At 60.2% G+C, this 13,755-nt stretch carries 17 protein-coding genes and 2 pseudogenes; 8 read left to right on the top strand and 11 right to left on the bottom strand.

What is annotated here, in order from left to right:
• Positions 1–35 precede the first annotated feature (35 nt).
• Positions 36–263: pseudogene (locus AC1DNK_RS22340) on the top strand (alpha/beta fold hydrolase); the annotation flags it as partial.
• A 197-nt stretch (positions 264–460) separates the two neighbouring features.
• Here the strand turns inward: AC1DNK_RS22340 and AC1DNK_RS22335 are convergent.
• Positions 461–1,357, bottom strand: a complete 897-nt coding sequence (locus AC1DNK_RS22335) for a LysR family transcriptional regulator (protein ID WP_477943561.1) — start codon at positions 1,355–1,357, stop codon at positions 461–463.
• 225 nt (positions 1,358–1,582) lie between these two features.
• Between AC1DNK_RS22335 and AC1DNK_RS22330 the strand changes: the two genes are divergently transcribed.
• The 6 genes and pseudogenes from AC1DNK_RS22330 to AC1DNK_RS22305 all read left to right on the top strand — a co-directional run bounded on the left by AC1DNK_RS22330 (position 1,583) and on the right by AC1DNK_RS22305 (position 6,000).
• Entirely contained in the window at positions 1,583–2,317 is a 735-nt protein-coding gene (locus tag AC1DNK_RS22330) for an SDR family NAD(P)-dependent oxidoreductase (RefSeq protein ID WP_477943397.1), read from the top strand.
• 47 nt (positions 2,318–2,364) lie between these two features.
• Positions 2,365–3,117: an SDR family NAD(P)-dependent oxidoreductase gene (locus tag AC1DNK_RS22325; RefSeq protein ID WP_477943396.1), complete on the top strand. Its 753-nt coding sequence runs from the start codon at positions 2,365–2,367 to the stop codon at positions 3,115–3,117.
• 31 nt (positions 3,118–3,148) lie between these two features.
• A complete protein-coding gene (locus AC1DNK_RS22320; RefSeq protein WP_477943395.1) occupies positions 3,149–3,748 on the top strand; it encodes an NADPH-dependent F420 reductase in 600 nt (199 codons plus the stop codon).
• Between the two features lie 71 nt (positions 3,749–3,819).
• Positions 3,820–4,266, top strand: coding sequence for a nuclear transport factor 2 family protein (locus AC1DNK_RS22315; protein WP_477943560.1), 447 nt, complete (start codon positions 3,820–3,822; stop codon positions 4,264–4,266).
• Positions 4,267–4,335: 69 nt separating this feature from the next.
• Positions 4,336–4,971 (top strand): class I SAM-dependent methyltransferase, encoded by a 636-nt coding sequence (locus tag AC1DNK_RS22310; RefSeq protein WP_477943559.1) that lies wholly within the window; start codon positions 4,336–4,338, stop codon positions 4,969–4,971.
• An 80-nt stretch (positions 4,972–5,051) separates the two neighbouring features.
• Positions 5,052–6,000 (top strand): annotated as a pseudogene (locus AC1DNK_RS22305) (ATP-dependent DNA ligase).
• Between the two features lie 276 nt (positions 6,001–6,276).
• Here the strand turns inward: AC1DNK_RS22305 and AC1DNK_RS22300 are convergent.
• Positions 6,277–6,615 carry a hypothetical protein gene (locus tag AC1DNK_RS22300; protein ID WP_477943394.1) on the bottom strand — a complete coding sequence of 113 codons (339 nt, stop codon included), beginning with the start codon at positions 6,613–6,615 and terminating at the stop codon, positions 6,277–6,279.
• A gap of 309 nt (positions 6,616–6,924) precedes the next feature.
• Here AC1DNK_RS22300 and AC1DNK_RS22295 point away from each other — a divergent pair, with 309 nt between their 5' ends.
• The gene (locus AC1DNK_RS22295) at positions 6,925–7,542 is read left to right on the top strand and encodes a plasmid pRiA4b ORF-3 family protein (RefSeq protein WP_477943558.1); all 618 of its coding nucleotides are present in this window, start codon (positions 6,925–6,927) and stop codon (positions 7,540–7,542) included.
• 193 nt (positions 7,543–7,735) lie between these two features.
• Here AC1DNK_RS22295 and AC1DNK_RS22290 read toward each other — a convergent pair whose 3' ends face one another.
• The 9 genes from AC1DNK_RS22290 to AC1DNK_RS22250 form a co-directional block, all read right to left on the bottom strand.
• The gene (locus tag AC1DNK_RS22290) at positions 7,736–8,113 is read right to left on the bottom strand and encodes a hypothetical protein (RefSeq protein WP_477943393.1); all 378 of its coding nucleotides are present in this window, start codon (positions 8,111–8,113) and stop codon (positions 7,736–7,738) included.
• 236 nt (positions 8,114–8,349) lie between these two features.
• The gene (locus AC1DNK_RS22285; RefSeq protein WP_477943392.1) at positions 8,350–8,778 is read right to left on the bottom strand and encodes a hypothetical protein; all 429 of its coding nucleotides are present in this window, start codon (positions 8,776–8,778) and stop codon (positions 8,350–8,352) included.
• A 269-nt stretch (positions 8,779–9,047) separates the two neighbouring features.
• The gene (gene arsK, locus AC1DNK_RS22280; RefSeq protein WP_477943391.1) at positions 9,048–10,229 is read right to left on the bottom strand and encodes an arsenite efflux MFS transporter ArsK; all 1,182 of its coding nucleotides are present in this window, start codon (positions 10,227–10,229) and stop codon (positions 9,048–9,050) included.
• Positions 10,226–10,951, bottom strand: coding sequence for an arsenical resistance protein ArsH (gene arsH / locus AC1DNK_RS22275; RefSeq protein ID WP_477943390.1), 726 nt, complete (start codon positions 10,949–10,951; stop codon positions 10,226–10,228). Before arsH ends, arsK begins: the two co-directional genes overlap by 4 nt.
• The gene (gene arsC, locus AC1DNK_RS22270; protein WP_477943389.1) at positions 10,926–11,348 is read right to left on the bottom strand and encodes an arsenate reductase (glutaredoxin); all 423 of its coding nucleotides are present in this window, start codon (positions 11,346–11,348) and stop codon (positions 10,926–10,928) included. The genes arsH and arsC overlap by 26 nt, the downstream gene beginning before the upstream one ends.
• A gap of 4 nt (positions 11,349–11,352) precedes the next feature.
• Entirely contained in the window at positions 11,353–12,393 is a 1,041-nt protein-coding gene (arsB, locus tag AC1DNK_RS22265) for an ACR3 family arsenite efflux transporter (RefSeq protein WP_477943388.1), read from the bottom strand.
• A gap of 10 nt (positions 12,394–12,403) precedes the next feature.
• Positions 12,404–12,841 carry an arsenic resistance N-acetyltransferase ArsN2 gene (gene arsN2 / locus AC1DNK_RS22260; protein WP_477943387.1) on the bottom strand — a complete coding sequence of 146 codons (438 nt, stop codon included), beginning with the start codon at positions 12,839–12,841 and terminating at the stop codon, positions 12,404–12,406.
• Positions 12,838–13,368: an arsenate reductase ArsC gene (locus tag AC1DNK_RS22255; RefSeq protein ID WP_477943386.1), complete on the bottom strand. Its 531-nt coding sequence runs from the start codon at positions 13,366–13,368 to the stop codon at positions 12,838–12,840. The genes arsN2 and AC1DNK_RS22255 overlap by 4 nt, the downstream gene beginning before the upstream one ends.
• Positions 13,365–13,721, bottom strand: a complete 357-nt coding sequence (locus AC1DNK_RS22250; protein WP_477943557.1) for an ArsR/SmtB family transcription factor — start codon at positions 13,719–13,721, stop codon at positions 13,365–13,367. The genes AC1DNK_RS22255 and AC1DNK_RS22250 overlap by 4 nt, the downstream gene beginning before the upstream one ends.
• Positions 13,722–13,755 lie beyond the last annotated feature (34 nt).

Genomic DNA, 13,755 nt, shown 5'->3' with positions numbered 1-13,755 from the left:
GCCCGTCGTATGCCACACCCGTCCCGCGGAATGTTTTGAGCGAGCGGTCGATCCCGGCGCGCGAATTGCGATCGACGCGCCAGCGCCTGCATACCCCCAGCCTTTGCGGTTTCGAACGGTCCAACAATGCGCCCCGGACTGCAAACAATGGCATTCTCGCGATGGATGCGATCGCCCTCATGGGCAGACTTGGCATCGAGCGCTTCGCTGCCGTTGGCCATGACTGGGGATCCACCACAGCTGAGGCTCTGGCGATCGGCTGGCCGGATCGGGTATCGGAGTTAGCCCTGTTGTCGAGCATGCCTCGTATGGGGCCCGGCGACGCCTCCCTTCTGGCACCCGCAACTCGACTGGTACCAGTGGTTCATGGTGACGAAGCGTGGCGCGAAAGCTATTGCCGAAGATCGCAGACGCTTCACTCGCCATTGGTGTCCCGGAGGAGGACATTTCGCACCGGGCGTCAGTCGCTCGATATAGCCTGCCCGGCAAACAGCGGAGCGTACCCGGCTAATCGGCGGGATATGAACTCTGTGAACAGCCGGACGCGCTTCGTCTTGCGTGTCTCCCCTTGCGTGAGGAGCCAGATCGTCGCACGTGATTTCACATCAATGCCCGGAACTCTCGCCAACAGGTGATCGGCATCTCCGACGAAACAGGGCAGTTTGGTCATGCCGATCCCTTGCCTTGCCGCAGCGATCTGCGCGTCAGCGTCCGGCGTTCTGAACGGAACCCCTGCAGCGCGAATTTCCCCTTCGGCGACCCAGTCCGGAAGAGCCTGGCCGGCGATGACGATGGGCCGGATTGGATCCGGCGTACCCGCACGCCACGCGGCCAGTCTATCGCGAGACATATATACACCCGCGAGCAGATCCGGTCCTTTCAGGCCATGAAGATTGAGCGGCAGGGTCTTACGATTGGAGACCATCCGAATCGCCACATCCGCCTCTCGGTTGGTCAGGTTCACGACCTCGCCGGTCGAAACGATCTCCATCTCGATATCGGGATGTCGACGCGCAAAATCTGCGATATCCGGCATGAGCAGGTATGTCGCAAGGAACGGAGGCATCGTCACCCGCAGAAGCCCGCGTATGCTCTGATCGCGCCCGAAGACGCGCGTCTCCAGTTGATGCGACGAGGCCTCCATCTGGTTCGCGAACCCGAGAACCTCCTCCCCCGCATCCGTCAGGCGGTAGCCCGAAGGCAGCTTCTCGAACATCTTCGCCCCGAGGCGTTCCTCGAGCTGGGCGATGCGTCGCAGCACCGTCGCGTGGTTCACCCCGAGGAGTTTGGCGGCAGCCCGCACTGAGCCCCCGCGCGCGGCGGCGAGAAAATAGCGAACGTCGTCCCAGTCGATCATGGTGCATTCCCGCGCCGCAGGGTGCGGCTTCCAAGCCAGTTCTAACACACCGAGCAGCATTGTGAGCGGGCTTTGCGGCACTTGATCATCCGGATGGATCGTTTTTGCACCACCCATGTGCTTGTTTGCGCACTCCTCGCCCGACTTCGGCGAACCCATATCGGAGCTCTCGGGGGACTTCCCCGTACAGCAAAACGCGTGACGGCGAAACGAAGGATGCATGACATGAGCAGACTGAATGGAATGACCGCCGTGATCACCGGCGGCGCTACCGGCATCGGCCGTGCCGCGGCCAAGCGCTTCATCGACGAGGGCGCCTTCGTCTTCATCTTCGGCCGCAGGCAGGAGGCACTTGACGCCGCTGTGGCGGAACTCGGGCCCAATGCGCGGGCGCTAACGGGCTCGGTCTCGGATGAGGCCGACCTTGATCGCCTCTACACCTCGGTGAAGGCAGAGCGCGGAACGCTCGACATCGTCTTTGCCAATGCCGGGGCGGGAAGCCCGCTTCCGCTCGGCAAAATCACTGCCGATCACATCGACGAGACCTTTGACACCAATGTGAAGGGGACGATTTTCACGGTCCAGAAGGCGCTGCCGCTGATGGGTAAGGGTGGTTCGATCATCCTGACCGGATCGAGCGCCGGCACGACGGGAGCCCCGGGATTCACTGCTTACAGCGCGAGCAAGGCAGCCGTGCGCAATCTTGCGCGGACCTGGGCAGAGGACCTGAAGGGCACCGGCATCCGGGTCAACGTGCTGTCACCCGGAGCGACAGCGACCGAACTTGCGAAAGAGGCGCTGGGTGAGGAAGGCCAGAAGGCCTACGGCGCGATGACTCCACTCCAGCGTATGGCCGATCCTGCGGAGATCGGGGCGGTGGCAGCCTTTCTCGCGTCACCGGACAGCAGCTTCATGACCGCCAGCGAGGTCGCCGTCGATGGCGGTCTGGCGCAACTCTGAACCCGGCACGACCCGCGTCCGAGCAACACAACGAAGGATAGAGAATCATGAAAAGACTTGAAGGCAAAGTAGCAGTCATCACGGGCGGAAGCAGCGGGATCGGATTGGCCACCGCCAAGCGCTTTGTGGAGGAAGGTGCGCAGGTCGTGATCATTGGGCGACGCGAGAAAGCCCTGCAAGAGGCCGCGGCCCTTATCGGGAAAAACGTGACAACAGTCGTGGGCGACGTCTCGCGCTTGGACGATCTGGATCGGCTCTACGCCACCGTGAAGGAGGAACATGGTCACATCGACATTCTCTTTGCGAACGCGGGCGCAGGTACGGTCGCGCCGCTCGCGGCAGCCACTGAGGCCCATTTTGACCAGACCTTCGATGTGAATGTGAAGGGTCTGTTCTTTACTGTGCAGAAAGCCCTTCCCCTCTTCAAAGACGGCGGATCGATCGTTCTCAACTCTTCGGTCTCGAATGTGATGGGGCTGCCAGCGTTCAGCGCCTACGCAGCAAGCAAGGCGGCTGTTCGCAGCTTCTCGCGGTCTTGGACCCAAGAGCTGAAGGACCGCAATATCCGCGTCAATACGATGAGCCCCGGCGCGATCGAGACTCCCGCCTTGGCGACAACGACCGGCCTCACCGCTGAGCAAGCCGAGGAGGCCGTCGCCCAGTTCGCGGCACAGATCCCGATGGGTCGCAGGGGCAAACCAGAGGAAATCGCGGCTGCGCTCACGTTCCTCGCCTCCGACGAGAGCTCCTACATCACCGGTATAGACCTCGCCGTCGATGGTGGTTGGGCGCAGGTCTGACCCAGCGTCAACACGGTATAGGAGAAGCAGTATGAGCTATTCAATTATAGGGTTCGGCAATATCGGCCAGGCTATCGCCAAGGCATTTGCCAGAAACGGCATCGAAGTTTCCGTTACAACGACGCGCGACCCGGAAAGCTTTGCGGGCGCCGCAGCTCAGATCGGACCTACGATTATTCCCAAAACACTGGCGGAAGCCGTCAAGGCGGACATCATCTTTTTGGCTATGCGTTTCGAGTCGCACCCGGATGTCGCGAAGGCGCTCCTCACCTGGCAGGGGAAGACCATCGTCGACCTAACCAATGCCTACGGCGTGCCCCCGGAGGAACTCGAAGGACAGCCGTCTTCCAGGTTCATCGCACAGGCGTTTCCCGGTGCAAGACTGGTTAAGGGCTTCAACCATTTGATCGCTGCCACGCTTGACCAGGATCCCGCCATAAAGGGTGGCAGGAGAGTCGTCTTTCTGGCGAGCGACGATGACACTGCCGCAGCGGAGATTGGTGCGTTGGCGAAAAATCTCGGTTTCGCGCCGATCGAACTTGGCGGGCTTTCTGAAGGCGGACTGCTGGTCCAGGCTCGCGGAAAGAGCTGGGGTCAACTGATCTTCCAGGACCTGGTCAAGTTCGACTGATGAAGACGACCCGCCACTCTGCATGGATCGGATCGAGTGCGATCCGATCCATGCGAAATGGAGAAATAATGATGAGTACCGAAAAGAACATCCAGACCGTGAAGGAATTCTTCGCCGCGATCGGCAGCGGCGACAGGAAGGCTCTGCTGGCGCTGGTCGCTGAAGACATCGAGTGGATCATTCCGGGCAAGGACTGGCCGCTGGCGGGGACGCATCGCGGACACGCGGGACTTGCGAATTTGCTCGGGACGGCATCCAAGTCGATCGAAACGTCCAAGGAACCCCGGGAGTTCGTAGCGCAAGGAGACCGGGTTCTCGTCGTCGGCTTCGCGAAGGGTAAGATCAAGGCCACGAACAAGCCGTTCGAGGACGACTGGGTCTTCGCCATTACCCTCCGGGACGGCAGATTGACCAACATCCGGGAATACGTCGACACGCAAGCGCTGGCGCGCGCCGCGCAGATGGGTGCGTCCGGGCCGCATTGCGCTGGCCGGCTGCGGCATTCCGTCCGGCCTTGAAGGTGATGAGCCATGGATCGCAGCCTCGCACGCGCGCTCGTCGAATACTCAACCGTAAAGGAGATCCCAATGTACGACAAATCCAGAGTATCCGAATTGATCCGGTTCGCACGGATCGATGCGGGCTCCACCGTCATCGACGTTTACCCGGGCGACGGCGACTGGACCCGTCTCTTCTCAGACATCGTCGGACCCGAAGGACGGGTCTACAGCTTCGTGCCGGCCGAAGTCGCTCACTTCAAGAATGATCCGGTCGGCCGCATGCGAACGCTTGCGATGGAACCGGGCCGAGCAAACGTCGAAGCCGTGTCGGCGAATCTCGTGGCGATGCCGGAGATCACGCAAACAGCGGATGTGCTGTGGCTGCACCTTTTCTACCACGATCTCCACACCGCGCTAATGCAGGCAAGGGGCGCAACTGCCGCCGCCTTCAATCGAGCCGTCTACGAGCGGCTGAAGCCCGGTGGATCCTATGTCATCGTCGACCACGCCGCCGCCTTCGGGGCGGGCACGAGCGATGCCCAGTCGCTGCATCGGATCGAGCCTGCATCCGTTCGCGAGGAGGTGGAGGCGGCCGGCTTCGTACTGGACGCGGAAAGCACCCTTCTTGCGAATAAGGACGATCCACACTCAACCAAGGTGTTCGATCCCTCGATCAAGGGCGAGAGCGATCGTATGACCTATCGGTTCGTGAAGCCCCTATGAGGCTGCCCGTATCGGGAAGCATGGATCGGACACATGTGCAACGCCTGATTTTCTTGAGGTTTTGGTGCTGAACTCTCGACATGACGAAGCCCCCGAGACCAAAGCCGCTTCTTCGTGAGACCGAAGCCCCGATCCGCTCGAAGCCAGGTCGGAAGCGCGACCCGGCGCAGCCAAAGCTTCTCTTCGACGCCATGCCTGATCGCGTTGAGCCGGCGCTCGCGAAGCTGAAGACACGTCCGCCAAGCGGTGAGCGATGGAGCTGAGATGGGACGGCGCGCCTGGCAGTCCATATTGAGCCGACGAACATCCGGATCTTCACCCGTCGAGCCATGACTGGACGCATCGGATTTCGGCAACGATGATCTTCGAAGGTGAGCCGTTGGTGCTCGATGATGACGGACGACCGGATTTCGGCTGCTGCAGCAATCGTTGGAAGCTTCCGGCAAGACGGCCGGCAATCTTGCCTCTGATGCGATCTTCTATGCTTTCGACCTCGTCTATCTCGATGGCCATGACCGGCGTAGTGTGGAATGCCGATCGCGTCGGCCTCTTCTCGAGGGTGTGCTCGATGGCAAAGACTTCGCCATCCGTCTATCGGAGACACTCGACCCCGAACCCGATGTCCTGCGTGACGACGTCTGCCGCCTCGGTCTGGAAGGCATTGTCGGCGAGCATCGCGAGCAGCCCTGTCGGTCCGGCAGGACTGGCGACTGGGTTAATATCAATTGCGTCCAGAGCGAAACCTTCAGGGTGGTCGGCTATGAGCCATCTATCGCGTCGCCTTGTGGCTTCGCTTCGTTGACCACAGATCCCAACGACCTGGTGAAGCCGATCCATGAGAAGGCGATGCCCATCCTGTTGCTGACGAAGGAAGAGACCGACAGTTGGATGCGGGCGCCATGGGATGAAGCCAAGGATTTGGCCCGCCCGCTACCCAATGACACGCTGATCATTTCCTCACGCGAACCGTACGGATCCACGATCATCTCGAAATCTGGAGAGCGGGTGGAACAGGGCGGTCTGCTTTGACGCGCGAATTCCGCACTTGTACCGAACAACGAAAAAGCCTGCCGCGGGAGGAGGTGCGGCAGGCTTTTTCAAAGAGTTGAACAACGGCTGGGAGGAGGAGTACCGCTGTTCCGTCAGGCGCTCCTGGGAGGAGGAATGGGTCGCCTGAAACACGAAGCCCTGCGGGAGGAGGTGCATTGCTTCGTTGATCTGAAGATATCAGACGCCGCCGCGATCGCCAGCGCTCAGTTCGCAAGGCAGCCATGCGCATGTTGCAATGCAACATAAAACCTGTGTTTATTTTTGGGTCATTGTCATTGAGCCACAGCGTTCTCGGGTGCTTGGCTCGAAACCGAGTACGAATGCAATCACCTTGTTGGATGACATTTCGCATGGCTTCAGTATCGGGCGCGATCCAGCCAATCGATAGAGGTTGAAGCTGATGATATCTGTTCCGCCAAGCTCCTGGCCATAAAGCCAGGTCCGTTTTCCATACTGCGACCGCTTGACCGTTACACCCCATCGTCGACCGCCAAAATTTCCGTCAACATAGCCGTCGGACAGTCTGGCAAGCGCGGCTTCAAATGAGGCATGAACACGAGGCGCTTCTCGGCTGGAGGTCAGGGCGCCAGGCATTCGTCACAGATCCCACAGCCATCGACATCCATGATCGATGCCGGGCGCAACTTTTGACAGCAGGGACAGGTTGTCTCGTCCGAAGTGCAGGTATCTTCTCGTCCCGGCGGAAGAATTTCGATGCACACCGTCGACACCATATCGGCCGCGCTTTGATCCATGGCGATGCTCCAATTCAGGCCCACACCAGAGATAGTGAGCATCGACGGCTGCACAAGTCGGCAAGTTGCTATCAGGAGCGTGCCGATCCAAGCAATAGCGTCGAGCGCCCTTCTTGACGATCTCCTTCCGACCTTGTTCATTCCTGCCATGTTCAAGCCCGCAAACGCCGTGCAGATCAAAGTTTCTATCGACGAGATCCAGCCGCAAGTCTGGCGTCGATTAGTCCTGCCCAACCATTGGAACCTTCAGCACCTGCATCTCGGAATTCAGGCCGCTTTCAACTGGTGGGACTATCATCTTTATGAGTTTCGAATTGGTGGTCTACGCTATGGCGATGTCGAGGTCCTGACAGAGGATGCGATCGACGACGATCCTCGAGTCTTCGATCAGGAAGAGGTTCGCTTGCTGGATTTCGAACAGGGTTCCATCTTCAGCTACCACTATGATTTCGGGGATGGCTGGCGGCACACAATCGCGGTCGAGGAGTTCCTGACGCTCGCCTCTGCGCCCAAACAAGGAAACTGTGTTGAAGGTGCAAGGGCGCGACCACCCGAAGATGTTGGTGGTATCTCCGGTTATGAGCGGTTCCTGGAGATCATTGCCGATGGGGAAGATCCAGAATATGCCGAGACCATTCGTTGGTGCGGTGGCTACTTTGACCCGGAATGGTTCGACCTGACGGTGGTGGACAAGGATGTGCGCAACGCTTTGCGCTCAAACGTCAAACGGCGTCTGCACCAACCGAAACCCATCCCTAAGAAATGAATTTGATGAGGTTCGAGATAGACGCCTTGAACGGAGCTGAACCTGAACCTTAGCCTGCCTGCACAAAGGAACGAATGCAGACGCATGCACGCGAGCGTTGACCACTTGTCAGCTATGTTCCTGCATTCGTTCGGCAGGCATGCTAGCAGGCCAGGAAACATAAAGTTTGCCATGCTGCCCACTCTGTGAGCAATCACCTCACCACCAACGGCATAATAGCTTCACGCTGCCGCGGCAGGCCGTGGGAACTCGTTTTGACCCGATAAAAGATCGCAGACACTCGGCGGACATGCAGAACCGTGGTAGACCAAAAATGGGGCTGGAACATCTTATGATCCGACTTTTTGCGGGTCAGAAAGAACGCATCGACGCCGCGGTTGGAACCAATAGGCGGTCTGAATTCATCGGGAAGATTATCGAGATTGAATTGCAGCGGATCGAAGCCCGTAAACAGGAAACAAAGGACCGGTAGCCGTTCCGCCATCGCGTTCCAACTTTTGGTTTGCCGTGCACTGAAGACCTCATTATCACTGGAAGAGAGTAGGATCAGTGTGAGCGTGAGGAGCAACATGGACGAAAACCCAGAGTCGCCCGGTTGGCTGATGTACGGGCTTCTCACCGCAACACTATCGGCGATACTCGTTTTCGTAGTTGGAACTGCTGTGTTCGGTGACGATGAAGCTTCATCGATCGCTACCGACCTTACATGGGAGGTTGTATCGTTCGCGACGGTTCCAATGGTGCTACTAGCATTTTGGATGCTGGGTCGAGGACGTTGACGTCAAACTCGGCCAAGGCGCCCCAACACTAGAGCAGTATCCTTATAAGGGATTTCTCGTCTTTGACACCATTGAGGCATGCGAAAAGGATTTGCTTTGCAAGCTCTTCTCGATGCATGTCCAGTGCGATCTGCTTGACCGCGCAGATATGGTTGAACACTCGTTGGCAGACGGCGAGCTCATCTGGCGACAGCATCGAGTCGTCTTTCTGGAAAAACATGGCGGCAGCTCCACGCGAATTGACGTTCGGCCGAACTTTAGCGCCGACACTATTCTGGGCCAATTCCACCGCCCCATCATCCAAGAGCGAAGGCATAAAAGGGCGGACACCTTTGGGGTAAGCTTCGCCACCCCGGCCGGACACCGGGCGCAGCATCTGCACCCCCGCAATGAGCAACAGGATTCCGACCACCGGCGGATACAACCCCGCAGGAAGGTGCAGGGCGCCGCCGAGCAATGATAACGGCAGGCCAAGGCTTGCGAATGGGTAACACGTGCGCCAGGTGACCAGACCCGCCCGGGTAGAACCAAACAGAGCCGATGGCCGACAAGAGAATATTGAGGGCGAGAGCTGAAGGCTTGATAACGGCGGGGGCGAACTCAGCCGGCCCCATCAGCGCCACATAGCCCGTGCCTCCCGCCTGGCCGACAGAGGAATAGAGCAGAGCGACTATCGCGAGGGAGAGGGCAAAGAAAATATGCAGCACGCGCTCAGCTTACCATACCCTAGCGGCGAAAGCTCTCGAGGAGGACGAAAAAGGCCAGGGCCAGCAGGCCGAGGCCGACTATAGCTGCCAGGGACAGCGAGAACCCCAGCCATTCCATTGCCAGCGCCATGAGGAAAGGGGCTGAAGCCGAAACGATCAGTCGGGCGGCCATCATCTTCCCCTGCAGCTTGCCGTAACCTTCACTGCCGAACAGCGCCAGTGGCAGGGTGCCGCTGACAATGCTGAGCAGGCCGTTGCCCATGCCGAACACCACGGCAAAAGCCATGGCTCCGGGTATGGAGGGCGCGGTCAGCTCAAGGACCAAAGCGCCGGCAGGGATCAGTGCCGCTGAAATCATAGCGAGATGCAGCGCGTCAAGGTGCTTTCCGAACAGCATGTTGATCAGCCGGCTGGCAACCTGAGAAGGGCCGAACAGTGTGCCGACCAGCGCGGCGGTGCCCCCGAGTCCGAGGCCCGCGAGCAACGGCACCATGTGGACCAGCACTGATGCGCCAGCGAGGTACTGCACCGCAAAGGCCGTGGTCATGAGAGCAAAACCGGTGCGGCGCTGCGAAGGCGCCAGGGATCCTGCCACGGGAGCGGCCTTTTGGCCGGTAGCTTGCCGGCGACTGTGTGCCAGGCCGCGCGAGAGCCAGGCATGGATCGGCAGACACACCAGGAGATTGAGGCCAGCGAATATTAGGTAGACGTTCTGCCAGGACAGCTGGGCGTGCAGCGCCGTCGCGATCGGCCAGAATATCGTCGAGGCGAACCCTGCGATCAGGGTGAGATAAGTGATGCTGCGTTGCGCCACCGCCGGCCGCAGCTGGACGAGGAGTGCGAACGCTGCCCCGTACTGAACGAGGTTGGCGGCGACCTCAACTGCGATCAGTGCCGCGACATATGTACCCTTTCCCGGCGCGTAGGCGCATGCAATCAGGGCCGCAGCAGCCACGGCTGAGCCGATGGTCATCACCCGCCCTGCCCCAATGCGGTCCATCAGCGTGCCAAGGCAGGGGGCGATCAATCCGCCGATGAGCAGGGCGGCAGAAAGGGCGCCGAAGATCCATTCAGTCGACCATGACAGACTTTCAGCCATGTCTGGCGCCAGGATGCTGAAGCTGTAATAGAGGGTGCCGTAACCAATATTCTGGGTGACACCGAGGGCGAAGATCGCGCCGATCGGCAAGCGCTGGGTCATATCGACTTGAGGCTCACGCGCTGCTCCAGCTTTTCGGCTTCTTCCTTTCGCTCGCTGTAGCGATCAGTGAGGTAGGCAGAGGCATCACGGGTCAGGACCGTGAACTTGACCAGTTCCTCACAGACGTCGACGACGCGATCATAATAGGACGACGGATTCATGCGGCCGTCTGCGTCGAATTCCTGAAAGGCCTTGGGGACCGACGATTGATTGGGAATAGTGATCATCCGCATCCAGCGGCCGAGGACGCGGAGCTGGTTGATGGCGTTAAACGATTGGGAGCCTCCGGAAACTTGCATGACCGCCAGCGTCTTGCCCTGGGTCGGCCGCACCGAACCGACCGAAAGCGGAATCCAGTCGATCTGAGCTTTCATGATGCCGGTCATCGCGCCGTGGCGTTCCGGCGAGACCCAGACCTGGCCTTCCGACCAGGCGGACAAGTCGCGCAGCTCCTGCACCTTGGGATGGCTCGCCGGTTCCGCATCTGGAAGCGGCAGGCCTGCCGGATCGAAGATCCGCACTTCGCAGCCGAAGTGCTCCAGCAGCCGCGCCGCTTCTTCCGCCAGAAGCCGGCTATAAGACACAGCCCGCAGAGAGCCGTAGAGGATCAGAATGCGCGGTTTGTGCGATGAGAACGGAGGACGCAGCGCGTCCAGGTCTGGCTGACGAAGATGCGACAGGGATGCGGCAGGCAGATCAGACAATGCGCTTGCCCTCCGCATCGAGAACCTGTTCGCCGTCTTCCTTGGTAAAAGCGCCCTTGTGGGTATCTGGCAGGATGTCCAGAACCACTTCGGACGGCCGCGCCAGGCGCGTGCCGAGCGGCGTCACGACCAGGGGCCGGTTGATCAGGATCGGGTCCTTGAGCATCGCTTCGAGCAGCTGATCGTCGGTGAGTTTGGGGTCGTCGAGGCCGAGTTCCGCAAAGGGCGTGCCTTTCTCGCGGATGGCCTGGCGCACGGTGAGGCCGGCGTCAGCGATCATCTTGACCAGTTGATCGCGGCTGGGCGGGGTTTTCAGGTATTCGATCACGGTAGGCTCAATGCCAGCGTTGCGGATCATCTCCAGCGTGTTACGCGACGTTCCGCAAGCGGGGTTGTGATAGATTGTGACGTCCATGGTTTCAGGCCCTTTTGATGGTGGAACTGGAGGAGCGGACGGCGGCGCCGCGCTCGTACCAGCCCTTGCTGCGGTTGACGATCCAGACCACGGACAGCATGACCGGCACCTCGATGAGGACGCCGACGACGGTGGCCAGCGCTGCGCCCGAGTTGAAGCCGAACAGGCTGATGGCGGCGGCTACCGCCAGTTCGAAAAAGTTGGACGCACCGATCAAAGCCGACGGGCCGGCGACACAGTGCTCCTCCCCGCTCATGCGGTTGAGCAGGTAGGCGAGGCCGGAATTGAAATAGACCTGAATCAGGATCGGTACGGCCAGCAGGGCGATCACGCCCGGTTGCGCGAGGATCTGTTCGCCTTGAAAGCCGAACAGCAGCAGAAGGGTCGCCAGTAGAGCGACCAGCGATACCGGCTGCAGCCTGGCGCCGAGGCGGTTTACGTCGGTCAGCCGACGCAGGATCTGTGCCGCGATCACCGGCAGGACGATGTAGAGCACGACCGACAGGATCAACGTATCCCAAGGCACCGTGATGGCGGACAGACCCAGCAGCAGCCCGACGATCGGGGCGAAGGCCACCACCATGATCGTGTCGTTCAGCGCGACCTGGCTCAGCGTGAAATGAGGTTCGCCTTTGGTCAGGTTTGACCAGACGAACACCATGGCGGTGCAGGGCGCGGCCGCCAGGATGATCAGGCCGGCGATATAGGAATCGATCTGGCCTGCCGGCAGGTAGGGCCGGAACAGATAACCGATGAAAAGCCAGCCAAGCAGCGCCATTGAGAACGGTTTTACGGCCCAGTTGATGAACAGCGTGACGCCGATTCCCCGCCAGTGGCGGCCGACTTGGCCAAGGGACGCGAAATCGATCTTGAGCAGCATCGGAATGATCATTAGCCAAATCAGCACTGCAACCGGCAGGTTGACCTTCGCGACTTCAGCGGCGCCGATAGCCTGGAAGGCGTCCGGCATGAGGTGGCCGAGCGCCACCCCGACGATGATGCAGGCGAAGACCCACACCGTCAGATAGCGTTCAAACGTGGACATGATTTTATCCTCAGATAGGTTTTGCAAACAGGCCTGCAGAGGCGGGGCACAGGCTTGCTGCCTGCCGTGTTTGCAGGATTACGGCCGGCGCGGTCGCACGATCGACCTTGGCAAAGCCCAGATGTTCAAAGAACGCCGCAGCCCCTTCCGTCAGTAGATAGACTGTGCGAGCGCCGCCGCGACCCGCCTCGTCAAGCAGCCGGCGCGAGATAGCTTCGCCATAACCGCGTCCGCGTTGGTCTGGCAGGACGACCACGGAGCGCAACAGCGCGCAGTCGCCATAGGGCTCTAATCCGCCGAAGCCTACGAGCTGGCCGTTGTCCATAAATCCGAAGAAGGTGCGCCCACCTTGCTCCAGATCGTCGATCGGAAGTCCCGCCGCCTGCAGGGCTGCCTGCAGGTCTTGATCGTGCCCGCTGGTCGGCTGCTGATCCAAAACGTAGCTCACGCGACGTTGCCCTGGCGGCTGGTGCTGCCTTCCATCGTGCCGATGGTGCGGAGCTGGGTTTCCAGCGCCAGCTTGTCGATCGAGGCAAGAGGCAGGCTTAAGAACGCGGTGATGCGGTTCTTGAGATAGCGGGCCGCTTGGGAGAAGGCCTGGCCCTTCTCGATGAGAGAGCCTTCGACGGCTGCCGGATCTTCAACGCCCCAGTGGGCAGTCATCGGGTGGCCGATCCAGACCGGGCAGGCTTCGCCAGCGGCGTTGTCGCAGACCGTAAAGATGAAATCCATCTGCGGTGCGCCAGGCTCCGCGAAGACGTCCCAGCTTTTTGAGCTGAACCCGGTCGCCTCGTATCCGAGGCCGCGCAGCGTATCCAGAGCCAGCGGATGGACCTCGCCCTTGGGCTGGCTTCCAGCGGAAAACGCGCGGAATCGGCCCTTGCCCTCTCCATTCAAAATGGACTCGGCGAGGATCGAACGAGCCGAATTGCCGGTGCAGAGGAACAGGACGTTGTAAATGCGATCAGCGGTCATTGCAGGTTCTCCTTGGGGGTTGGCGCGCAGCAGGCGACGACTTCGGTGGCCGGTGCGCATATCTCCGGGTGACCGGCGCAGCAATCTTCCATCAGGAAGCGGACCAGCGCGCCCAGGCCTTCGTAATTTGCGGTGTAGATGATCGAACGGGATTCGCGCTGCTGGTTTATAAGCCCGGCGCGTTCCAATTCCTTCAAATGGAACGAGACGTTGGACGGGGACACCTCAGCCTTTTCCGCGATCGCGCCGGCAGCCATTCCGTCCGGACCGGCCACCACCAGCATGCGGACGATATGGAGCCTGGTTTCCTGTGACAGCGCCGCAAACGACATGAGGGCTTGACGTTCTTCCATATTTCTACAATCCTTGAAATATTGAACCATGAGT

The sequence above is a fragment of the Rhizobium sp. 01N424 genome, from assembly GCF_056399485.1.
This window is presented reverse-complemented; position numbering and strand designations above follow the sequence as displayed.